The organism is Halorarius litoreus (genome assembly GCF_024362405.1).
GTDB classification, from domain to species: domain Archaea; phylum Halobacteriota; class Halobacteria; order Halobacteriales; family Haloarculaceae; genus Halorarius; species Halorarius litoreus.
Genome location: NZ_CP101454.1, coordinates 797,588 through 819,646, shown reverse-complemented (window position 1 = coordinate 819,646; position 22,059 = coordinate 797,588). Strand labels below are relative to the sequence as shown.

Annotated in this window: 19 protein-coding genes; 7 read left to right on the top strand and 12 right to left on the bottom strand. The window is 65.0% G+C overall.

The features are described 5' to 3' along the window. From NL126_RS04170 to rdfA, 6 genes are all read right to left on the bottom strand, one after another. Positions 1-1,128 (bottom strand): amidohydrolase family protein, encoded by a 1,128-nt coding sequence (locus NL126_RS04170; protein WP_255197656.1) that lies wholly within the window; start codon positions 1,126-1,128, stop codon positions 1-3. Between the two features lie 87 nt (positions 1,129-1,215). Then, positions 1,216-2,166: a malate dehydrogenase gene (locus NL126_RS04165; RefSeq protein WP_255197655.1), complete on the bottom strand. Its 951-nt coding sequence runs from the start codon at positions 2,164-2,166 to the stop codon at positions 1,216-1,218. A 115-nt stretch (positions 2,167-2,281) separates the two neighbouring features. Further along, a complete protein-coding gene (locus tag NL126_RS04160) occupies positions 2,282-3,601 on the bottom strand; it encodes an ABC transporter substrate-binding protein (protein WP_255197654.1) in 1,320 nt (439 codons plus the stop codon). A 189-nt stretch (positions 3,602-3,790) separates the two neighbouring features. Next, positions 3,791-4,549, bottom strand: coding sequence for an IclR family transcriptional regulator (locus NL126_RS04155; protein WP_255197653.1), 759 nt, complete (start codon positions 4,547-4,549; stop codon positions 3,791-3,793). Between the two features lie 977 nt (positions 4,550-5,526). Continuing rightward, complete coding sequence (locus NL126_RS04150; protein ID WP_255197652.1) at positions 5,527-5,937, bottom strand: helix-turn-helix domain-containing protein; 411 nt, start codon at positions 5,935-5,937, stop codon at positions 5,527-5,529. 1,159 nt (positions 5,938-7,096) lie between these two features. After that, on the bottom strand, positions 7,097-7,741 hold the full coding sequence (gene rdfA / locus NL126_RS04145) for a rod-determining factor RdfA (protein WP_255197651.1): 645 nt from the start codon (positions 7,739-7,741) through the stop codon (positions 7,097-7,099). A 616-nt stretch (positions 7,742-8,357) separates the two neighbouring features. On the opposite strand from rdfA, the gene NL126_RS04140 reads away from it, so the two are divergent. Next, positions 8,358-10,016 carry a class I adenylate-forming enzyme family protein gene (locus NL126_RS04140; protein ID WP_255197650.1) on the top strand — a complete coding sequence of 553 codons (1,659 nt, stop codon included), beginning with the start codon at positions 8,358-8,360 and terminating at the stop codon, positions 10,014-10,016. Between the two features lies 1 nt (position 10,017). On the opposite strand, the gene NL126_RS04135 is transcribed toward NL126_RS04140, so the two are convergent. Beyond that, a complete protein-coding gene (locus NL126_RS04135; RefSeq protein WP_255197649.1) occupies positions 10,018-11,088 on the bottom strand; it encodes a cupin domain-containing protein in 1,071 nt (356 codons plus the stop codon). 199 nt (positions 11,089-11,287) lie between these two features. On the opposite strand from NL126_RS04135, the gene NL126_RS04130 reads away from it, so the two are divergent. The 6 genes from NL126_RS04130 (at position 11,288) to NL126_RS04105 (ending at position 17,119) form a co-directional block, all read left to right on the top strand. Beyond that, entirely contained in the window at positions 11,288-12,145 is an 858-nt protein-coding gene (locus NL126_RS04130) for an amidohydrolase family protein (protein ID WP_255197648.1), read from the top strand. Between the two features lie 160 nt (positions 12,146-12,305). Continuing rightward, the gene (locus NL126_RS04125; RefSeq protein ID WP_255197647.1) at positions 12,306-12,722 is read left to right on the top strand and encodes a nuclear transport factor 2 family protein; all 417 of its coding nucleotides are present in this window, start codon (positions 12,306-12,308) and stop codon (positions 12,720-12,722) included. A gap of 185 nt (positions 12,723-12,907) precedes the next feature. Then, positions 12,908-13,804, top strand: a complete 897-nt coding sequence (locus tag NL126_RS04120) for a molybdenum cofactor synthesis domain-containing protein (protein ID WP_255197646.1) — start codon at positions 12,908-12,910, stop codon at positions 13,802-13,804. A gap of 204 nt (positions 13,805-14,008) precedes the next feature. Next, positions 14,009-15,220 carry a molybdopterin molybdotransferase MoeA gene (locus NL126_RS04115; RefSeq protein ID WP_255197645.1) on the top strand — a complete coding sequence of 404 codons (1,212 nt, stop codon included), beginning with the start codon at positions 14,009-14,011 and terminating at the stop codon, positions 15,218-15,220. After that, positions 15,220-15,906 carry a nucleotidyltransferase family protein gene (locus tag NL126_RS04110; RefSeq protein ID WP_255197644.1) on the top strand — a complete coding sequence of 229 codons (687 nt, stop codon included), beginning with the start codon at positions 15,220-15,222 and terminating at the stop codon, positions 15,904-15,906. Before NL126_RS04115 ends, NL126_RS04110 begins: the two co-directional genes overlap by 1 nt. A gap of 91 nt (positions 15,907-15,997) precedes the next feature. Then, entirely contained in the window at positions 15,998-17,119 is a 1,122-nt protein-coding gene (locus NL126_RS04105; RefSeq protein ID WP_255197643.1) for an XdhC family protein, read from the top strand. 20 nt (positions 17,120-17,139) lie between these two features. Here NL126_RS04105 and NL126_RS04100 read toward each other — a convergent pair whose 3' ends face one another. From NL126_RS04100 to NL126_RS04080, 5 genes are all read right to left on the bottom strand, one after another. Then, positions 17,140-18,411 (bottom strand): VWA domain-containing protein, encoded by a 1,272-nt coding sequence (locus NL126_RS04100; protein WP_255197642.1) that lies wholly within the window; start codon positions 18,409-18,411, stop codon positions 17,140-17,142. 1 nt (position 18,412) lies between these two features. Next, the gene (locus tag NL126_RS04095; RefSeq protein ID WP_255197641.1) at positions 18,413-19,354 is read right to left on the bottom strand and encodes an AAA family ATPase; all 942 of its coding nucleotides are present in this window, start codon (positions 19,352-19,354) and stop codon (positions 18,413-18,415) included. Between the two features lie 233 nt (positions 19,355-19,587). Further along, on the bottom strand, positions 19,588-20,487 hold the full coding sequence (locus tag NL126_RS04090; RefSeq protein ID WP_255197640.1) for an FAD binding domain-containing protein: 900 nt from the start codon (positions 20,485-20,487) through the stop codon (positions 19,588-19,590). Beyond that, the gene (locus NL126_RS04085) at positions 20,488-20,985 is read right to left on the bottom strand and encodes a (2Fe-2S)-binding protein (RefSeq protein ID WP_255197639.1); all 498 of its coding nucleotides are present in this window, start codon (positions 20,983-20,985) and stop codon (positions 20,488-20,490) included. A gap of 75 nt (positions 20,986-21,060) precedes the next feature. Beyond that, positions 21,061-21,630 carry an SRPBCC family protein gene (locus NL126_RS04080; protein ID WP_255197638.1) on the bottom strand — a complete coding sequence of 190 codons (570 nt, stop codon included), beginning with the start codon at positions 21,628-21,630 and terminating at the stop codon, positions 21,061-21,063. Positions 21,631-22,059: the final 429 nt, after the last annotated feature.

The following is a 22,059-nucleotide window of genomic DNA, read 5'->3' as shown; positions in this document are numbered from 1 at the left end:
TTACAGCCCGAAGAGCTCGACTGCGGTCTCGCCCATCACGTTCCGGACGGTCTGTCCGTCGAAGTGGGAGTAGACGCGGTTGAACAGCTCGCCCGGCAGGTCGAAGTCGGGGTGGGGGTGGTCCGACGAGAACATGATGTTGTTAGCGCCCGCCATCTCGACAGCGTACGCCATGTGCTCGGGGTTGTCGGCGGTGTGCCCGAGCGGCTGAGTCGTGAAGTAGTAGCTCTCGTCGATGTACTCGCTCGGGAGCTTGTTCACGTACGGCAGCTCGTGGGACGCCTCGAGATAGTGGTCGTCGAGCCGCCAGCGCATGTAGGGAATCCAGGCGATACCGCCCTCCTGCATCACGACGTCGATGTCGAACCGTTCGGTCACGCCCCGGAATAGCATCGTCGTGATGTTCCACATGTGCGAGAACGGGTGGGCGATGGCGTGGTCCTCGCTGAACGTCTCGGCCCACTTCCGCTGGGTGGGGAACTCGAAGTGGTTGCTGTTCGAGAGGCTGTGCATACACACCGGAAGGTCGTAGTCCTCCGCAGCCTGGTAGATGGGGTCGTACCACTCGTGGCCCGGTGGGAGGGGCAGGCCCGTCGCCGGGAGCTGGACGCCCACGATGTCGTTCTCGTCCGCGTGCCGCTCGATCTCCTCGGCGGCTTTGTCGGGCTTCTGTGGCGCGATGACGAGCGTCCCCTGGATGCCGTCGTTGTCGTCGAGGAACGTATCGAGCAGCCAGGAGTTGTACGCCTGCGCGAGGGCCACGGCGTACTGGTCGTTGTTGACGGTGCCGAGCGCCGACGCCAGCGTCGGCCCGATGATGGCCTCGTCGATGCCGTACTCGTCCATCGACTCGTACTTCTGCTCCGGCCTGATGCACTGTGGAATACCGAGCCCGCCGTCCTCCGCGTTCAGGATGTCCGGGAACGGCGGCGACGCCAGCGTCGTGGAGAACACGTTGTTGTTCGGCAACAGAGCGTCGCCGATCTGCTTTTGCATCAGGTCGTTCTCCATGTACCCGAGGATCTCGTCGAACATGATCGCGCCGTCGGTGATGTGGGAATCACAGTCGACGACCACGTCCAACTGATCGAGAGACGTCACGGTATCAGCTTCCGTTGCTTGTGCCATGATGTACGTATGCGTGTTGTTCACAAGGAGTTAATAATTTCGGTGACAGCACCCACAGAAACGGTACGACCGACACCCACGGTCGGCTCACTCGGCGCAGTGGACGGCGACGGCGTCCCGGGCGTCGTTGAGTCGCTGCCGTTCCCACCCGGAGAGCTCCCACTCGACGATCTCGGTTACGCCCTCGGCGTCGAGCCTGACCGGAACGCTCAACGAGACGTCGGTGTAGCCGTACTCGCCGTCGAGGGGTGTCGAGAGCCCGACGGGCTCGTCGACGCCACCCTGCAGGATGGCCCACGCGGCCAGCGCGACGCCGCGGCCGGTGACCCACCGGGAAGAGTCGGCTTCACCCCGGAGTTCGATGACGTCGTAGGGGACGTCGAGCATGTAGTCGACGACTTGGTCGCGCTCCTCGGGCGACAGACCGAGCCGCTCGCCGTCGATCGTCGCGCGTGAGAACACCGGCACCATCTGTTCGCCGTGTTCACCGATGACCGGGCAGTAGACGGCCTCGTGGTCGACGTCGTAGCGCCGGGCCAGTTCGTCGGCGATCCGGGCGGTCTCCGAGAGCGAGTAGCCGACGAACCGGTGGCGCGGCCACCCGGATTCTCGGTAGAGCTGGTAGGTGAGTACGTCGAGCGGGTTCGTCACGCACAGCACCGGACAGGGGTCGGTCTCCCGGAGCCAGTCCGCGATGGTCGAGACGATGTCGCGATTCGACTCCAGCCACGCGAGTCGACCGCCCCGGTGGCTCGCCGAGTCGGGACGGGGGGCACTCGCAGTGACGACGAGACAGTCGACGCCCGCGACCGCTGCAGGTCCCGGATCGACCGCCTCGATGCTCGTCGCACGGCTTCCCACGACGCCCCCCACCGAGTGTGCGACGTGTGCCGTCGCGTGGGCGATGTCGATCGCGTGACCTCGGCTCCGGCCCGTCTCGACGTCGACGAGTCTGACGTCGACGTCTCGACACTCCGTTGCGAGCACGTACGCGACCGTCGATCCGATGGTACCGGCACCGAGCACTGCGACGTCCATACGACGGCGTCGACACGAGAGCTAATAAACGCTCGCGCCCGCGGCGGTCACGTCGCACGAACGCCACCGCTCTGTCCGTGAGTGCGTCGCGGCGGAAAACGGAAGGTACCGAACCTCAGCGGTCGATCCAGTCGGGCCACTGGAACTCGCCCTGCCGGGCGCTCTCCGGCCAGAGGACGACCTGCTCGCCCTCGCCGTCCTGCACCTGCCACTGGTAGTTGGGTGGCTGGACGCCGTCCTCACCGAATCGAAGGTCGTGCGCGAACTTGAAATCCGTATCCGCGAACGTCTCGTCGCCCTTGTAGTAGTCCATCTGACCCTGAACGCCCTCCCAGCTCCCGTCTTCGAGGGTGGCGATGACGTCGTCTTCGTTCAGAGTCCCGGCCTCTTCGACCGCCTTCGCCCACGACCAGATCGCGTCGTGGGTCGTGTACGCCGTGTAGTACGGTGGGACCGCCCCGTCGAACATATCCTTGTGCTCCTGGATGAACGTGCTCGTCAGTTCCGTCGGCGTGTAGTTCGCGACGGCACCCGGCACCCCCGTCATCATGTACTCAGCACTCGGGTTGTTCTCGTAGAACTTGGGATCCGAGGCTGCGATACTGAACCCGCCCAGCGCGAAGTTCGGTTGCATACTCGCCCACTGGTTGATGAGTGTCGGGCCCGTGACCGAGACGAACACGACGGCCATATCCACGTTCGCCCGCTCTGCCTGGCGGAGCAGTGGTCGGTAGTCCTCGGTACCGGGGGAGAAAATCTCGTCCATCTGGATGCTCATTCCGTCGGGGAGATGCTCCCGAATCGCCTGGGCGTGGGGTTTGTAGCCCTCGATGTCCTCGAGCATGATCGCGATGTCCGAGACGCCGATGTCGTCAGCGTACTCGTCGAAGTAGTTCGTGAGGTTGTACCCCTGGATGTAGCCGTTCTGGTGGCTCCGGAAGACGTACTTGCGGTTCTCGTAGTTGTTCCGTATCTCGTCGTTCAGGCCAGTGTTCCCCGTCCCGCTGGTGATGTGGATCTTCTGCTGGCTCGCGATGTCGCCGAGGATCTGGTTCAGCGGTTCGGTGCTGAGCAGGCCGAAGGTGGCGTCCACCTCTTCCTGTAACACGAGCTCGCGGTACGCCTGCTGCGTCTTGCTCGCGTTGAGTTCCGAGTCCTTGATGACCAGTTCGACCTCGGCTCCGAGGAGCCCGCCGGCGTCGTTGAGTCGCTTCGTGACGATCTTCCCGGCGTTGGCGTACGCCCGACCCAGGGCGATGCTTTCGGGGAGCGGGGCGAGGAGGCCCAACTTGACTGGCCCTTCGATCTGTGGCTCGCCGGTGGTCCCGCCGCCGTCCCCACCGTCTCCGCCGCCCCCACCACCGCCACCGTTCCCACCGCCCCCGCCGCCGTCACCGCCGTCGCCCCCGTCGCCCGTACAGCCTGCGAAGGACACTGCGAGGGCACTCGCCCCCGCTGTCTGTAAGAATCGCCGCCGCCCGACCCGACTGGAGCCGGTCGATACACTATCCGCTGAGTTGGCATTCGGCTTTGTCATGGTTGTGCCTTGCAAAGGGTTATCACTGACCATATTAATCGTTTTGGTAAATTTCCTGTCAGCAATGCGCGGCCGTGAGCCGCGGGGTCAGTCGTAGTTGTAATTGACCTCGATGACGTTCGCGGTCTCGAGCACTCGCATCGGGAGCTCGCCCTCCAGGCGGGTGTTGTCCATGCGAACAGTAGGACCGAACACGGCGATTGCTGCGATGACGTTCCCGTCGATGTCGGTGATGGGTGCGGCGATGGATTTCATCCCCCTGAGCGCCTCCTCCTGGTTGATCGCGTACCCTCGCTCCCGAATCTCCTCGAGTTCGGCGAACAGGGTTTCCGGGTCGGTCACCGTGTGCTCCGTCAGCGCTGGCAGCCCGTGGTGGTCGATGACGGCTTCGACCTCCTCGCGAGACATCTGCGACAGGATGGCCTTCCCCGAGGCGTTCGTGTGGAGGAACGTTCGCGTGCCCGCGCTGGTGACGAACTTCGAGTCGCCCTGCCCTTCCACGTTGTAGACGATGATCGCTCGGCCACCCTCTTCGACGACGAGCGACGTGCTCTCGCCTGTCTCCGCGGTGAGTGCCTTCATCTCCGTACGGGCGACCTGAAATATCTCCATGTTGTTCCTGACGTAGTTGCCCCAGTAGAGGAACTCTAGTGTCGGCTTGTACCTCCCTTTGGTGTTGGTGACGTATCCCATCTCCTCGAGCACCTTGAGATGGCCGTGAACCGTGCTCTTCGGCATCTCGAAATGCGTCGCGATGGCCTCCAACCCGGCTCCGTCCATCTTCACCAGCTCTTCGAGGATGGTCAACGACTTCCGGGTCGTCTGGACTTCGTTCGTCTTACTCATACCGTTCGGTTTGGTACCATCCCACTTAGAGTATTCGGCGATGCCGAATATTTTTCACGCCTCGAGTCCGCCTACTCGGCGACGAGCGTCGCTCCAGGTGGTGCTCCTGCCGATAAGCCACCTACAGGGTCCGTCGACCCCTCCGACTAATCTGCTGTTCATTCGGTATAATCGAATACCATCTAGCCGTGAGTGAATAAAGATAACAATAGTAGTATTGTTATGTATTAGTAGTCACCCTCTATCGAATAAAATCCACTGCGTGCACGTGTCCCACCGGCCGGTTTGCGACGGTCGAAAGGTTCGATGTTCGGTCGGGGACGAATCGGCAGACATCGTGACACTCTGCTCTCGCGGATTGGCGTCGATCACTCGAACTACTCCAGCAGAACTGTTGGCCGAGGGAGGCGACTCGGCGCGAAAAATTCGATAATGTCGAATAATTTCGTGTGGGTAATACCCATGGTCGGCTGGCTACTGGCGCACAACGGGACGCCTCCGGGTGGATACTCGAATCGAACGTCGCTGCTCGAAACCGCTGCCAACGGAAGCAGCTGGATACCTGGGCCGCACCACGCTCGTCGAGAAGAATCGGGTACCTCGCCAACAATGGGCTTTGGGCCGAGCTGGCGACGGTCGACGATCTACTACTTCTCAACCGGAGCGAATCTCAGTCGCGAGACTGTGCTCCATCCCGCTTGGCAAAACGAGGCGCCCACCTGATATCCGAGGATACGTGTGCAGCGTCCGCGTGAGTGAAATTCAAACGTCGGTTTCTATTTGATTGAATAATTTGTAAAATTGGGTGACTGGCTGGTCACATGCCGGCGTTTCATCGCACTACTCGTGAAGTGTCCCTCGACGCTCTTACTCGCAGAAAACAATTTTCTCTGCGGAACGTCGGCCCGTTCACCACCGAACCAATAGCAATCCACGAGCTCAGACGAAAATAGTTCTCTTTGGAGCCGCAGCGCGCGTCATTCGAGGAACGTCCGGCTGACGTGTGCGACCGAGTACTCGACGTCGAACGTGTCGTAGATGTGGTCGCGGAGGAGGGTTGCCGTCCAGCCGTCTGCGTCGATGTCGACCGCCGCTGGTGGCGCTTCCAGCCACGATTCGACCTCCGCTCGCTGCGCTGCCGAGAACTTTGGCGGTCGGCCTGGCCGTTGCTCGTCGCGGAGGGCGTCGTCGATCGGCATCGACTCGAACCGGTCGAGCCAGTAGTAGACTGTCGACTGGGGGATTCCGTACCGCCGGGAGATCGTCTCGACGTCCACGCCGTCCTTGTACGCGATGGCGACCATCAGCCGCTTTGCGGCCTTCGCGTCCTCGGCGTCGTCGAGTGCCGCTCTGAGTCGGTCTGCAGCGATCTCGTCCAGTTTTCTCATGTGTCTGTGTACACGCAGAGCTGTCTAAATATTTTTGTTAGCCGATAATACAATTACTTCTGTTGAAACTGGCCACGGGCTCACGATAGCACCGATCTCGGCAGCCAGCACACAATCTGGGTGACACGTAAACCGGGCTGGTGTGACTGGGTTCTCGGTTCACCCACCGGGGCGTGAGCGTGTGGGGAGTCTCTCGTTCCCGTCGTGTCCACACGTGGCGTACTTAGACACCCGTTCACGGCTCGTACACGCGAGTGTGGTCCCGTCCGATGCATCGAAACCACTCGACGAGTCCACTACTGACAGGACAAGCGGCAGCGCTCGCTAGCGGTCGTGACGACGGCGAAAAGTGGTTGGGCTTGTCAGACCTGGGGCCCAACGACCGCACGGTCTCTCCGAGAGTCGGACTATGCCCTCTCAGACAGCGGAGTTACGGACCGCGTCTCGTGGTTGGCGAGCGATGCCTCGGGATCGTGCCTATCAGTGTTGGATAACCGCTGTGCCACCATGGATTCCCAAGACTGGACACGTATCCCGGCACGTGGTACCAATTGACGACACGTAATAAATGCATCGTAAGGCCCCTCGGCCGTCGATCGACGCTAGGCCGCAGCGTCTCGTCTACGACCAGCAACCCGTTCGACGAGCAGAGCCCCGGCTGCCGTCGGTCACCGTTTCGGTGGTCGACGGCTTTGACAAGTATTGCGAGGATTTCCGGTACTATCGAATCTTCTGCTGCTAGTGTGATGACGGTGAACGTCCCGAACGGTACGGTTCTAGGCCACTCTAGGAGTGCTCTGTACCACTCACGTCCAGCATCCACCAGTTACTCTGCATCGACGACCGTCCGATTATCCCGGAAAATCTCCCTGCACAGGCGCAGTCAGCTACCCCAGCAGCTTGGCCGCGGGAGTCACCGATAGCGCCTCCCATACATGGCTGGTCGAGTGACGTTCTGAACTGGACCGGTTGAAAATAACACTCGTAGTTGTGTTATTCCAACTGCCACGCTCTCACGATTGTGTCCACATCGGGGTATCTTCGGTCCGCTAATACCGGACGAGTGTCCTCGAGTGATGAGTCGAGGACGATTCGTTTCGGATGCGCCCACCGGCACCTCGCCGTGGTCGCCCGGGCTAGCACTGCCAGCACGGTGGCATCACTCCACTCGATCGCACTCACAGCCCCCCGTCTCGAAGAGTTCGCTCACGGTCAGCTGGGTGCCGCAATCGTCACACCTGATCTGAATGTTTACGAAGACGTCGAACTCACCGAGAGTCAGCTGGCCCTTCGATCGGAGGGAGGTGAGGCTGTTCGTGACGACGGCGGCGAGCCGGTTCCGAAGCCGCTGGATGGTGATGCGTTCCGAATCGGTCCCCGTCGTGCCGTTCGACGCTGGTGCCGACGCGCCGCGGTACTTCGTCAGGTAGGTGTGTACTGCCTGGTGTGAGACGAAGTCCGACATGAGTGCGCCGACGTCGAGCCCCTCTCGTTCGAGCCGTCGCTTGGCCTGCACGCGACTCCCGCCACTCACATCGTCGCCGGTCAGCAGCTCGTAGAGGTTCTCTGCCTCGCCGTCGAGCACCTGCATCCCGGCGTCCTCCATCGCTCCACGCAGCACTCGCTGGTTGAAGAAGTCGGCGAGCGTGCGAAGACTCATGCTCTCTTGATCCTCGGCTGTCCAGTGGTGCTCGAGCGCTGCGCCGATGTCGCCTAGATCCCTGTCGATGATGACGCGCCCGACCTTGCTCTGTCGGTGCCGCTCTCCTGCACCCCCAACGTTCTCGTCGCCTTCTTCGGCCATCGTTCGTCTAGGCTCGGGGGTCGGTCAGAAAAACCGTTTCGAATTCGGTGGGCGTACAGTGCCACCGGATGGCGATTTGTCACTCCCTGTCTGGCCAGTCTCGGGTTTCACTTCGAGGGCCGATTCACCTCCGAATATATCGGGGTTCTCTACACCTCCTCAAACACCTGCTCCCGGGTGCGTCGATGATCCTATGCTCCGAGCGGGGTTGGAGAACCCCTCGCAACCGCTGGGTTGCCGGGTCTCGATATGGGCCGCATCCAGTTCGGTGTCACCGGACACTCCTGTCGTCTCAGTGCGGGTGGCTCCCCCCTCCGACCACGATCAGCGGGCCACCGAACCACCACCGGCATGCTGTTCCTCGCCGACGTTCCCACTCGGTCTAGGTTATATCTAGGTCGGTGCTAGGCCGGCTGCTCGGGCTGTACCGCCAGCGCGCGAGACCGGGGCCTTCGAGGGGTTCCGCGAGGAATGCGCCATCTGAGGGGCATCTAGACGAGGGGTGCCCGACGTCTAGGGGCTCGACGCACCGTGCGGCGCGAGCCTATGGCCGAATCCGGGCGCGGGCGCCCGTGGGACCCGAACGTCTTTGAGCGATTCTCCCGACCCTCCGGCAATGAGCGAGTATTACGATACCTTCCTGGAAGAGTCGCTGTTCGAGGAGTTCGACGCCGCCCTGTACCACGAGCTGTGTGCCTGGGGCGAGATGTCGATCGGTGACCACCTCGAGTACCGGGTCGACACCCACCCCGAAACGACCGCCGTCACCGACGACGACCGGTCGCTCACCTGGCGGGAACTCGGCGAGCGGGCCGACGGTCTGGCGGCCGCCCTCTGGGAGCTGGGTCTCGAGGAGGGCGACCGGGTCAGTCTCCACCTCCCGAACGTCGTCGAGTGGCACGTCGCCAGGCTGGGTATCTTCCGGGCGGGTCTCGTCACGGCGACGCTGATGCCCCGGTACCGGCGCAAGGAGATCGAACACCTCGTCAGAAAGGAGGCGCCGAGGGCGTACATCGGCCCGGTGAACTACCGGGACTACGACCACGTCGAGACGCTGCTCGACCTCCAGTCGGACGTCGACTCACTCGAGCACGTGATCGCGGTCGGCGAGGGGGTTCCCGACGGTGCCCTCGAGTTCGGTGAGCTCGTCGCAACTGACTCGAGCGGGTTCGTCCCCGGCGGGCTGGGCCCGGACTATCCCGACCGGCTGCGCCACACCGGCGGGACGACTGGCATGCCCAAGCCGGTGTACTGGACGTCGAACTGCCGGCGGGCGTGGACCGAGCCGATTTGCAACCAGTTCGGGATTACGCCCTACGACGACGTCCTTGGGCTGGCACCGTTTCCCCACGGCATCTCGCTGCCGCTGGCCTTCACCGGGATTCTCCTGACCGGTGCGACCGCCCACATCACTGACCCCGGAAACTCCCCCGAGGAGTACTGGGAGCGCATCAATGAGGTAGAGCCGACAGTGATCACCGCAGCGCCGACCCAACTCAACAAGATGAAAGACGTCGACGGCGCCGACGACTACTCGCTGGAGTCCGTACGCTTGATCGTCTTCTCCGGCGAGCCGATTCCGTCGGCGACCGCCGACTACTTTGAGGCCCGCGACACGACGGTCGTCAGCTACTACGGGGTGACCGAGGGCGGCGCCGGCTTCATCGTCCACCCTGGCGAGACCAAGGCCGTCAGACGGTCGACCGCCGGCAAGCCCATGCCGTTCGTCGACTGCAAGATTGTCGGTGAGGGCGGCGAGACCCTCGGCACTGGTGAGGTCGGCGAACTCGTCTACAGCGGCCCCAATCTGGCGTTCGGGTTCTACGATGAGCCCGAGCTCACCCGCGAGGAGTATCAGATCGCAGACGGCAAGGTGTGGATCCGGACGGGCGATGCCGCGTCGATCGACGAGCGGGGAAACGTCTCGCTGAAGGGCCGGGTCGACGACATGATCCTCCGGGGCGGCCAGAACATCTTCCCCACCAACATCGAGGACCACATCGCGGACCTGGATGCCGTGACGGAAGTCGCGGTTGTCGGGATGCCCGACCCCCAGTACGGCCAGCGGGCGTGCGCGTTCGTGGTGGCGGAGCGCGACCTCACGCTCGAGGATATCACCGACCTCCTCGACGAGCGGGGGCTGGCGAAGTACAAGTGGCCCGAACGGCTCGAACACCTCGACGAGATGCCCAAGACGGCAGCGAACAAGATCGACAAGATGGCGCTCGGCGAGCGCATCGAAGCGACCCTCCGTGAGGAAGGGAAACTCGACTAGGTCACTCCCCGAGGTCGACGTCGACGTGGGGTGGTAGTGGCAGGCCGCGCTTCTTCCGGGCGGCCATCACGCGCCTGTACTCTTCCTTGAGACCGGGCCGCTCGGACGTCTCGACGTCGTCGATGTCGAAGTCCGACGTGTGGCCGCCCTTCGACGACCAAGCGGCGAACCAGAGTGTGTCCGTCCCGCAGTTGCCCAGCCCGTGGGGCACGCCCGTGGTGAAGAACGCACAGTCGTGTTTGTGGAGGGTGGTGTCCCAGTACTCGGTCTGGAGGCGGGCTTTGCCGTCGATGATCCAGTAGTTCTCCTCGTAGGGCCCCTCGTTGTCGAAGTGGGCGTGCATGCTGACGTACTCCCCGGGTTCGAGACTCAGAAGCGAGTTCTGGGTGATCCACTCCGAGTGCTCGAAGCTGGTGATCCAGTCGTTCCGGTTGGAGTTGGCGCCGGTCGTCTCGAGCGCCTCCGTGAAGTGGACCGGGAAGGTCTCGCTGAACGGCCGAACCTCGGGCTCGGGTCGGTCTTTCTCGGGGTCGCCGTCGTAGTCGCCGGCGTCCTCCGGCGTGGGCAGCCCGCGCTCTTTGCGCGCAGCCATGATCCGGCGGTACTCCTCGGCAGCACCCGGCCGCTCGTGGACGGGTAGCGACGACGCCTCCGGGACCTCGTTGTCGCCGACGGAGGCGATGGCGGCGTACCACAGCGGCTCCGTCGTCGGGTTGCCGATCTGGTAGGCGGTGTTGGGCGGAATCAAGACTGTGTCGAACCGCTCGAGGGTCTCGTCCCAGTACTCCGTCCGGAGGCGTGCCCTGCCGTCGAAGATCCGCAGACAGACCTCCTTCGGCCCCTCGACGTCGGGGAGGTGTGACTGGAAGGCGGTGTACTGGCCGGGATCGAGGCGAACTAGTTCGTTCTGCTGGAACCACTTCGAGCCCTCCTGGTCGAACTCCCAGACGAGGTGGTTGGCGTTGGGCCCGATCTCGGACTGTCGACGCGGCCGTGGCACCGTCTCCTCGAACCGGTCGATCGTGCCTTCTGGCCGGTCCTCGAAGGGGTCGCCGTCGTACTCGATGTGCATGAGAGGAACGCCTCGTGGTTCCGCTGAGAGCGGCATAAAGTTTCGTTCGCTCCAGTTGACATCTGGGCCACCTTCGCGACGGGTCGCCCGCCCGTCGAGGTCGCTCCCGATTCACCAGCACCTCTCACATGGACACCATGACGCGGCCAGAATACTCGGTATTATTATGCGGGCTCATCCCACATCCGAGAATAGACGTATGATAGACGACGGCATCATCGACATCTGGTGTAATCCCTTCACTCCCGAGGGCTTGGCGAAGTTCTCGGGCTCGCAGGCCGCCACCGTGGCCTCGGAGCTGTTCAACCGGGAGTACATGTACGACGTCGAGCGCACGGCAGTTTCCCCCGACGAGTTCGTCGCGGACATGGACGAACACGGCGTCGAGCAGGCGTTCATCCCGGCGCTCCAGTTCGGCGACCCCAACGGCGGCCTCCAGATAGAGGTGCCCTACGACCTGGTCGCGGACCTCTGTGCCACCCACCCCGACCGGTTCAAGGGCATGGCCGGCATCAACCCCCGGACTGGCATGGAGGGCGTCGCCCTCCTCGAGGAGTACGTCGAGGACCACGGCTTCATTGCGGGCCACCTCGAACCCTACGGCTGGGACCTCCCGCTGAACCACCGCAAGCTGTACCCCTTTTACGCCAAGTGTGCCGAACTCGGCGTCCCGGTCGTGATGCAGGTGGGCCACTCGGCGATGAAGATGCCCAGCAAACACGGCAAACCCCTCCTCGTCGACGACCTCGCCATCGACTTCCCCGGCCTCGACATCGTGGCGAGTCACACCGGCTGGCCGTGGTCCCAGGAACTCGAGGCCATCGCCTGGAAGCACGACAACGTCTATATGGCGACGACCGCTCACGCGCCGAAATACTGGGAGGAGAACGTCGTCCAGTTCATCCGGACGCGTGGCCAGGACAAGTCCCTGTTCGGCACTGACTGGCCCGTCCTCGACTACGAGGAGTCGCTCTCCCAGATCGAGGAGTACGGCTTCGACGAGTCCGTCGTCCAGAAACTGCTCAGCGACAACGCCCGGACGGTTTTCGACGTCTAGGCGACCCGTCGCCGGTCGGCACCCTCACTCGCGATTGCTGTATACATTCGTCCGGGAGCTCTGGGTCGGCGTGTTCGCGGCGGTAGAATTAATCCCGTGGCTAGACAGCCACGCGTATGAACCGACCGGACACCGACGGATGGCACCGAGAGGGACGTGCATGACCAGCCCTGGACGGGTCGCGCTGGACAGACTCGAGATCGGCGAGCTTCGGGCGACGTACGCCCGCGCGATCGACTACGAGGAGTGGGACGCTGCCTTCGAGGTGTTCACCGATGACGCCGTCGTCGAGTACCGCGAGGGGACGTTCCACGGCGCCGAGGCCGTCTACGAGTACTGGCGGGACAACGTCGACTACCGCTTCAGCATGCACACGATGCTGCTGCCCCAGATCGACGTCGACGGCGACACGGCCTGGGGCCACTGGTACCTCATGCAGTTCTACGTGATGCCGGATGGGACCGAGGGCTGGGTGTTCGGCTGGTACGAGGACGAGTACCGCCGAGTCGACGGCGAGTGGCAGATCGACCACCTCGATATGTCGATCGAGTACGACACGGGCAACGTCCACACCTGAGTCACTCTCCCACACCTGGGTGGTTCGGTCCGACGCCGTATTTCGGGGAGCAAGCGTCCACCCGGTCCCTGACAGCGAGTCTCCGGTCGAGCGCAGATACGCTAGTCAGTCGCCACTACCACTCGTCCGGGGTCGACTCCGGGCCCGCCACCAAGAACTAAGACCGTTCTGGGCGACGTTCAGCTATGGACGTCGTCGATGTCCCCGACCTGGACGGGTTCGCCGCCGAGGAGTTTCAGAAACACAACCTCTTCGAGACCGACCGGCTGTTCGCGGACGTCTACTGCTTCGAACCCGGCCAGGAACAGACGCCCCACACCCACGGCGACGCCGACAAGGTGTACAAGGTGCTCGAGGGGTCCGGGACGTTCATCGTCGGCGACGAGGAGCGGACCCTCGCGGCCGGCCAGGCCGTCATAGCGCCCGCCGGCGAGCGCCACGGTGTCAGGAACGACTCCGAGGGACGGCTCCGGACCTTCGTGCTGATGGCCCGTGACCACCACCCGAAGTCCGATTCTGGCCACAGCCATGGCCACGACCACGGCCACAGTCACGACCACAGCGGCGACTTCGACACGCCCCACGACCATTCGGGCGAGGCCGCCGACAGCACCTTCGCGGTCGTCACCATCTCCACCTCGCGGTCCGAGAGCGACACAGCGACGCCCGACGAAAGCGGCGACGCTATCGCATCGCTGGCCGAGTCGGCGGGGTACACTGTCGCACAGCGGACAGTCGTACCGGACGACGTCGACGACATTCGGGCAGCTGTTACGGACGCGATCGAGAGCGGTGTCGACGTGGTCGTGACGACGGGCGGAACGGGAATCACGCCGGACGACGTGACGGTCGAGGCCCTGGAGCCACTGTTCGACCGGGAGTTGCCGGGCTTCGGCGAGGAGTTCCGCCGCCGGAGCGTCGCGGAGATCGGTCTGCCGGGGATGCTCTCGCGCACGACGGCGGGCGTGGTCGCGGGGACGCCGGTGGTGGCGCTGCCAGGCAGCGAGAACGCCGTCCGCCTTGGCGTCGAGGACCTGCTGTTGCCCCAACTCGACCACATCATTCATCAAGTTCGTCGCTAGGGACTCCCGTTGCTCGGGACGATTTTCGGCCAACGGTTGGGAGCAACCGCATGAACGCTCCCGGCCGTTCGACTGGCCGGGGCTCGGTGCGGTACGTTCGTCGCCCGGGACAGGCCACTGTCCGTCCCGCTCCCGCGCAATGCCTCGGAGAGTCCGTAGCGGACGACATTCTTTTACCGTGTTTCGCCCTCGTTGCACACGAGAATGGCACACGACCACGAGGACATGGTCTGGCGGCGCGATGCGGTCGAGCAGGTACTCGACGCCCGTGAGCGGGCGCTCGCTGCCCGGCCCACCGAGTCCGTCAGCCTCGATCAGATCGCTGGCCGGACGCTCGCCAGCCCGGTCGTCGCACAGGCCGACATCCCGAACTACGACCACGCGACGATGGACGGCTACGCCTTCGACGCGACCGACGACTACCCGTTGACTGTCACCGACGTCGAGATATATCCCGAGGACGAACCACCGTCGATCGAACCCGGCCAGGCCGTCGAGATAGCCACCGGGGCACCCCTTCCACCGGAAGCCAACGCCGTCCTCAAGCGCGAGGAGTCCGAGGTCGAGGACGACCAGCTCCGGGGGACGACGCTCGAACCCGGAACCTACACCTACGAGAAGGGCAGCAACGTCCGCGAGGGCGAGCAGTTGTTCGCCGCCGGTGAGCGGCTCTCGCCCATCGACGCCATCCTGCTGGGGGACCTCGGGCGCGAGCAGGTCGACGTCACCGAACGCCTCTCCGTCGGTGTCCTCGCGACGGGCACCGAGATCCACGAGGGGCGGCAGTCGGACCTGGATTCGCCGATGCTGATGGGGCTGGTCCGGTCGTGGGGCCACGACGCGACCTACGAGGGAACCGTCCCCGACGAGTCCGACCGCGTCACGGACGCCATCGCCGACCTCGCGGCGGAGTACGACGTCGTGGTGACGACCGGCGGCACCAGCGTCGGGCACAAGGACTACGTCATCCGGTCGCTCGCGGATCTGGGCACTGTCGAGTTCCACCGCGTACGGGTCCGCCCAGGCAAACCGATTGCGCTGGCGACGCTGCCCGACGCCGTGGCCTTCGCCATCCCCGGCAAGCCGCTGGGTGCCCATACGATTTCCACGCTGGTGATGCGGCCCTTCTTCACCGGCGAAACGGCGCTGCCGGCGGTCGAGGCCACCGTCTCGACCGACCTCGCGATGGGCCCCGACGGCTTCGAGTACGCCGTCCCCGTGACGCTCACGGACGGCGTCGCCAGACCCTTCGGCCACACCGACTCGCCCATCGATGTCTACGAGGACACCTTCGACCCGAGCGTGCTGTCTTCGAGCACCAGAGCGACCCGCGCTGATGGCTTCGTCCTCACCGAGACTGACCTCACCGAGGGGGAGCCCGTCGACGTCGTCCCCTACGCCTCGGTCGAACGCTGATGTACGACCCCCAGGACATCACCGTCGTCGACCTCGACGCCGACGCCGACCGTGACGCCCACATCGAGGCCGGGGCCGACCGAAACGCCGGACACGATGCTGCCCGTACCGACGACCCCGAAATCCACGGCGTCGTCCTCGCCGCGGGGACCAGCAGCCGGTACGGTGACGACAACAAACTCCTCGCGGAACTCGACGGCCGACCGCTGGTCTACCACGCCGCGTCGACGCTGCTGGATGCCGACCTCGCCGGCGTCACCGTCGTCGTGGGCCACGAGGCCGACCGAGTGCGGGACGCGCTCGCGGAACTCGACGTTATCGTTCGCACGAACGAACGATACGCCGAGGGGCAGAGCACGTCCGTCGCGACGGGTGTCGCCGCCGCGGCCGAGCGCGACGCCGACGCCGTCGTCCTGTCATTGGGGGACATGCCGACCGTGGACGCCGCGACGGTCGACCGCCTCACACGGGCTTACAAACTCGGGGTGGGGAAGGCCATCGCTGCTGCCTACGACGGAACCAGAGGCAACCCGACGCTGTTCGACAGCAGCTACTTCGACGTACTGCTGGACATCGACGGCGACGTCGGCGGTCGGGAGATATTCCACACCGACGACCGGGCCGTGGCCGTCGAGACCGGCGACCCGGGGGTCCGGTACGACGTCGACCGGCCCGAGGATCTCTGAGCCCCGGCTCGGTCTGCCCTGGCGGCCCGGGACGGAGGAATATCGGACTGTCGACAGAAGGTTAATACGTTTTATCGCCTCTTTCTATCGTATGAGCCAACAAAACTGGAGCGTTCCCGAACAGGACGTTCGCGAACGTATCCGCGGGCTGCTCGCCGACGAGGACGGCAACGGCGTCCTCGCGACGGTGGTCGGCGTCCGCGGGAGCGCGTACCGCCGACCCGGTGCGCGGATGGTCATCACCCAGGATGACAGCTTCGGTAACGTCACCGCGGGCTGTCTCGAGGACGAAGTCCGCCAGCTGGCTGCCGACGTCGTCGCGGCGGGCGAGCCCCGCGTCGAGACCTACGACTTGATGGAAGATGACGACGATATCTGGGGGCTTGGCGTCGGCTGCAACGGCGTCATCGACATCCTGCTCGAGCCGCTGACCGGGGTCGAGCGGCCGCTGTTCCCCGACGGCGACCGCCTCGCGAGCCTCGTCCTCCTCGACGGCGACGGGCCGCGGTTCGCAACCGGCCAGTACGACCCCGAGTCGGGGTTCGCCGGTGACCTGCCATCCTGGGTCGAGCGCGGCGCCGAGGCCGACGTGCGGACGCTGCTCGAGGCAGGCAAGAGCCGGACGATCAGCGTCACGGCCGACGGCAAGGAGGCCGACCTGTTCGTGGAGGCGCTCGTCCCCTCGCCAAAGCTCGTGGTGTTGGGTACCGGGCCGGACGTCGGCCCGGTCGTCGAACTCGCCAAGAACGTCGACTTCGAGGTCACCGTCATCGGTTTCCGGGGCGGCAACGCCCGAGCTGAGCGGTTCCCCCGGGCCGACAACGTGCTCTCGACCTCACCGGCACAGCTGGCCGACGCCCACGACTTCGACGACTCGACCTACGTCGTGACGATGACCCACAACTTCGTCGACGACCGCCTCTCGCTCGACGCGTTGCTCGACACCGACGTTCCCTACATCGGGTTGCTCGGCCCCCGGAAACGGTTCGAGGAGATGCAGGAAGCCTTCGCCGACGAGGGTCGGACGTTCTCGCAAGCGGAACTCGACCGCATCCAGACGCCGGTCGGGCTCGACCTGGGGTCGGGGACGCCTTACGGCATCGCCCACAGTATCGTCGCCGAGCTTCTGGCGGTCCACAACGACCGCGAGCCGGCGCACCTCGAGGAGCGCGAGGGGCCGATTCACCCCCGCGTCGTCGCCGGAAACGACTGACGGTACACCGCCGACACCGGCTACGGCGTCGAACCCGTGCGGTACTCTCGACCCACGGAGCGCAGACCGTGGAGTTCGATCTGACGGGCCAGAGCGGTGATGTCGTCGGGACCAGTGAACGGCGCGAGCCCGTCGACGAACGGCAACGAGACCTCCATTCCGCGACACGACGGCTGGTAGTTGGGTGAGGCCGCAAGGGGGTTGAGCCAGAGCGTCCACATCGCGGTGCGCGACAGCGTCGCCATCTCCTCCTCGAGGACGTCGACGTCGCCCATCTCCAGGCCGTCGCTGACGACGAACACCACCGTCCGGCGGCTGATCGCAGTCGGGTCGTCGGTCCGTATCTCCCGGATGGCGTTGCCGATCCTGGTGCCGCCGCCCCACTCGGCCTCGGCGTTCTCGAGGGCCCGCATCGTCGCCGCACGGGTCGGTGCGTTCAGCTCCTCCGTTATCTCCTGGATCTCGGTATCGAAGATGAACACGCGAATCGACCGCCAGGTCCGGGCGAGCGTCCGGAGGAACCGGACGAGGAAGTCGCGGTCGACCGTATCCAGCACCGACCGGCTGACGTCGACGAACAGCACGCACTCGACTTCGGTCTCCTTGCGGTCGTGTTCCTCGATAGAGAGCACCGTCCCGCCGGTGGCGAAGCTGCGCCGGAGCGTCTTCCGGCCGTCGACGGCTCTCGACCCGTCGCGACCCCAGCGGCGGCCCGGCTGGTCGGCGATCGCTCGCGTCAGTCCCTCGACGGCGAGTTCCAGGTCGGACTGGCCGACGATCGACGGGTCGCCGACCGCGATGCGCTCGGAGACACCGGTCGGGCTATAGAGGGCGGTTTCGGTGGTTTCGTCGCCGACGAGTCGGTCCTCGGTGCCGCTCGAGACCGCGGAGGTGATCGTCGCGCCGCCCTCGCTCTCGTCGTCACTCTCGGTCGTCTCCACCGTGTCGCGGTCGTCGTCCTCGTCGGTCTCGCCGAAGGGCTCGAGTCCACCCTCGATGTCCTCGCCGTCGTCGTCCTCCGGGTCGAGGTGGTCCTGGACGGCGCGCCAGAACTCCTCGAACATCGAGTCGAAGGTGGCGATGTCGGTCGGGTCCGTGACCAGCGCTGCCTTCAGCGCCGCTCTGGCGATCCCCTTGTCGTGGACGCCGACGGCGACGAGCGCCCGGGCGGCCTCCACGCCGGCGTTGGTCGGCACCCGGACGCCCTGCTCGTGCAGCGCCCGCGAGAACAGCAGCAGGTGGGTCAGCAGTCGGTCGCGCGTGCCGGCGACGTCGGGTGGCTCCTCGCTCATCTCAGGCTTCGGCGGCCTCGGCCCGCGCGTCGCGAGCGGCCTCGAGCAGGTTCTCGAGGAGTTCGTCGTCGACGCGCTGGACGTCTTCGACCTCCTTCAGGAGCGTCGAGAGCGTCTGCTCGATCTCCTCGAGCGAGAGTTCCTCGTCGCCGTCGGCCCGGAGGGCGGCGACCGCCCGGGCCCAGTCCAGCGTCTCGGAGACGCCCGGCTGTTTCATCAGCGGCTCCTGGCGGAAGCGCTGGATGGCACCACAGAGCTCGGCGGCGACGGCGCCGTCGAGTTCGGGCACCTTCCGCCGGACGATGTCCCACTCCTTGTCGTAGGACGGCGGATCGATGTAGAGGTACAGACACCGGCGCTTCAGCGCGTCCGATAGCCCGCGGGTCCGGTTGGACGTGATGACGACGATCGGCGGCTGGGAGGCGGCGATCGTCCCCAGCTCGGGCACCGTCACCTGGAAGTCCGACAGCACCTCCAGTAGGAGGGCCTCGAACTCCTCGTCGGCCCGGTCGACCTCGTCGATAAGCAGGACGGGTGGGGCGTCACCCTCGTAGGTCAGCGCCTGGAGCAGCGGCCGCTCGAGCAGGAAGTCGTCGTCGAACACCGACCCGGCGGCCGCCCCATCCTCGACGCCGCGCTCGTCGGACTGGACCGACAGCAACTGTTTCGTGTAGTTCCACTCGTAGAGGGCGTCCTGTGCGGTCAGTCCCTCGTAACACTGCAACCGGATCAGTTCGGTGTCGAAGCCGGTCGCGAGCACCTTCGCCAGCTCCGTCTTCCCGGTGCCCGGTGCGCCCTCGACCAGCAGGGGCTTCCCCAGCCGGAGCGACAGCAACACGGTCGTGACGATGTTCTCCTGGGCGACGTAGTCGGCGCTGTCGAACATCGCCTCGATGTCCTCGGCAGTCACCTCGGGCAGGCCGCCGAACGTCTTGTCGCTCATCGCACCATCCCGTCAGTGGGGCAGCCCTTCCCTGTCGGTTGCATCATCGGTCCATGACTTGACATCGTACGTTGGCTGCGATTAGAGACTACGTACATTAAAATCTCCGGACTGTCGGGCGGGTTCGTCGTGGCGCTGTCGGACGCAGCTCACGGTGCCCCGGCGGCCACGTGGCGGTCAGGAACGGTACGGCGACCGGTGCGAGCCGTCAGTCGGTCGCGGAGCGGCGGCCGTCAGTCGGCCGCGGCGGGCGTCGGCGACTCGACGCGGTCGAGGGCGGCGTTGAGCGCGCGCTCGGTGAAGACGTTGGCGAGCTGGGCACGGAACTCGGGGGAGGCCTCGATGTCCTCCATCATCATCATCTCGTCGAGGTCGTCGGTGGCAATCTCGGCTGCGGCGGCCACGGACTCCTCGGTCGCGGGCTCGCCTGCCAGGGCGTCCTCGGTCGGGGTGAGCCTGACGGCGTGGTCCATCAGGTTGTTGGCGGCGATTCGGGCTGACTGGATCGTGTCGCCGTCGATATCGACGACCGCGCCGACGCCGACGATCGGGTAGCCCGAAGCTGGGCTCGGCTTCTTGACGTAGGCGCCGACGGTGTCTTCCCCCGTCTTCGGGACTTCGATCTTCGTGACGATCTCGTCGGGCTCGACAGCCGTCGCGTACATGCCCAGGAAGAAGTCGTCGGCGGCAACCCGGCGCTCGCCGTCGGGGCCCTGGACGACGACCGTGCCGTTCGAGGCAAGGAACGCGCCGGTGAGGTCGGACGCGGGGTCGGCGTGGGCGATGTTTCCGCCGACGGTGCCGCGGTTGCGCACCTGCTTGTCGCCGATCTTGCTGACGGCCTCCGCGAGGCAGGTCGCAGACTCCCAGACCTCGTCGGAGTCGGCGACCGCCGCGTAGTTGGTGGTCGCACCGATGGTGACCGTGTCGCCGTCGACGGAGATGCCGCTCATCTCGTCGACGCGGCTGATGTCGATCACGCTGTCCGGCGAGGACAGCCCCGACTTCATCGTCGGCAGGAGGCTGTGGCCGCCCGCGAGGATCTCCGTGTCGCCGTCACTGTGCTCGCCCAGCAGCGAGATGGCTTCGTCTATCGACCCGGCCCGGTAGTAGTCGAACTCTTCGGGGAACATTCAGTCGTCACCCGATTGTGGGGCTGCTCGCCCCAGCTCTTCGGCGGCGTGCTGGACCGCGCTGACGATGTTCTGGTAGCCGGTACACCGACAGAGGTTGCCCTCGAGTCCCTCGCGGATCTCCTCGTCCGTGGGGTCGGGGTTCTCCTCGAGTATCTCCTGGGCGGTGATCATCATACCGGGCGTACAGTACCCACACTGGAGGCCGTGCTCGCGGTGGAACCCTTCCTGAATCGGGTGGAACTCACCGTCCTCGTCGGCGAGCCCCTCGACCGTGTTGATCTCCGTGTCGTCGGCCTGGACGGCCAGGACGGTGCAGGACTTGACAGCATCGCCGTCCATGTTGACCGTACAGGCGCCACACTGGCTGGTCTCACAGCCCACGTTGGTCCCCGTCAGCCCGAGGTCGTCCCTGATGGCGTGGACGAGGAGTTTGTTCGGCGGGACCGACAGCTCGTGTTCCGTTCCGTTTATCGTAAGGGTGATATCTTCTGTCATTGGTGTCGCTCCGGACAGCGTGTCGTTCGTTCGCAATCCACACTCCAACCTACTGAATCTTTACCTTGGTTCATGTCACATTCCCAACCTGCTCTTGATCGAGGTGGTGAGGCCCCCGCTCGAGGAGGACGTCTCGGGGTCGAGGCCGTCGAGCTGGGCCTCGACGCTGTTGAAAAACTGGTTGATGACGCGGTTGGCAACCGGGTTGATCATCCGCTGGCCCATCTGGGCGATTCGCCCGAAGACGTCGGCCTCGGCCCACCACTCGACGATGACGTCGTCGCCGTCCTGAGACAGTCTCATCCCCGCCTCCACGTCGAAGGAACTGTTCGAGGCACTCCCCTCGCCCTCGGCGCGCATCTCCGGGAACTCCCGATGGAGGTTCTCGACGGTGGTCTCGAAGGACGGATTCACCGGGCCGATGCTGATCTCCATCAGCGCGACGTACCGCGACCCCTCCTGGAATGCCCGTTCGGCGACGGCCTCGGGGTCCAGGTCGACGTCCTCGTCGTCGATCTCGGCCGCGCGGTCGCGGAGTTCCTCGAAGTCCGGCGACTCGTCGTCGACCTCGAGCAGAAACTGACAGCCAGGAAGCGAATTCCGGATGAGGACCGGATCGGATAACCCGAGCCAGACCTCCTCCATAGTCCTGTCTTCTAGTTTGAATGTGCCCTCAAAGTCCATTGTCCAGCACAACCAACCACTCCCGCTCCCATTAATATTTCTTCGTCGTGAACCAGTACGTGCCCAACGACGACTGCCTGGGACGACGAGAGCGTGGCGGGGCCCGGCCCTTCCCGCGGTCGACATCCCACGGTCGACAGCCTATCCGGCATCTCCGGGGCTGTGCGACCCTTTGACCGCCATCCCGTGCCTTGGCGAATCTACACCACAAGGCGACCACCCTCTCTGTACAGTGGCCGGGCGTCGAGGACGGCGAGCGTGGTGCTCTGACCTAGGCAATCGGTCTAGGCCCTGAATCTCGTCAGGGGTTGCCCGCCGGCATCTCACGGTTCGCTGTCCCGGAACCCGTCGTCTGCGGCGGACAGAGGTCGCCGATCCGGGAGTACCTCA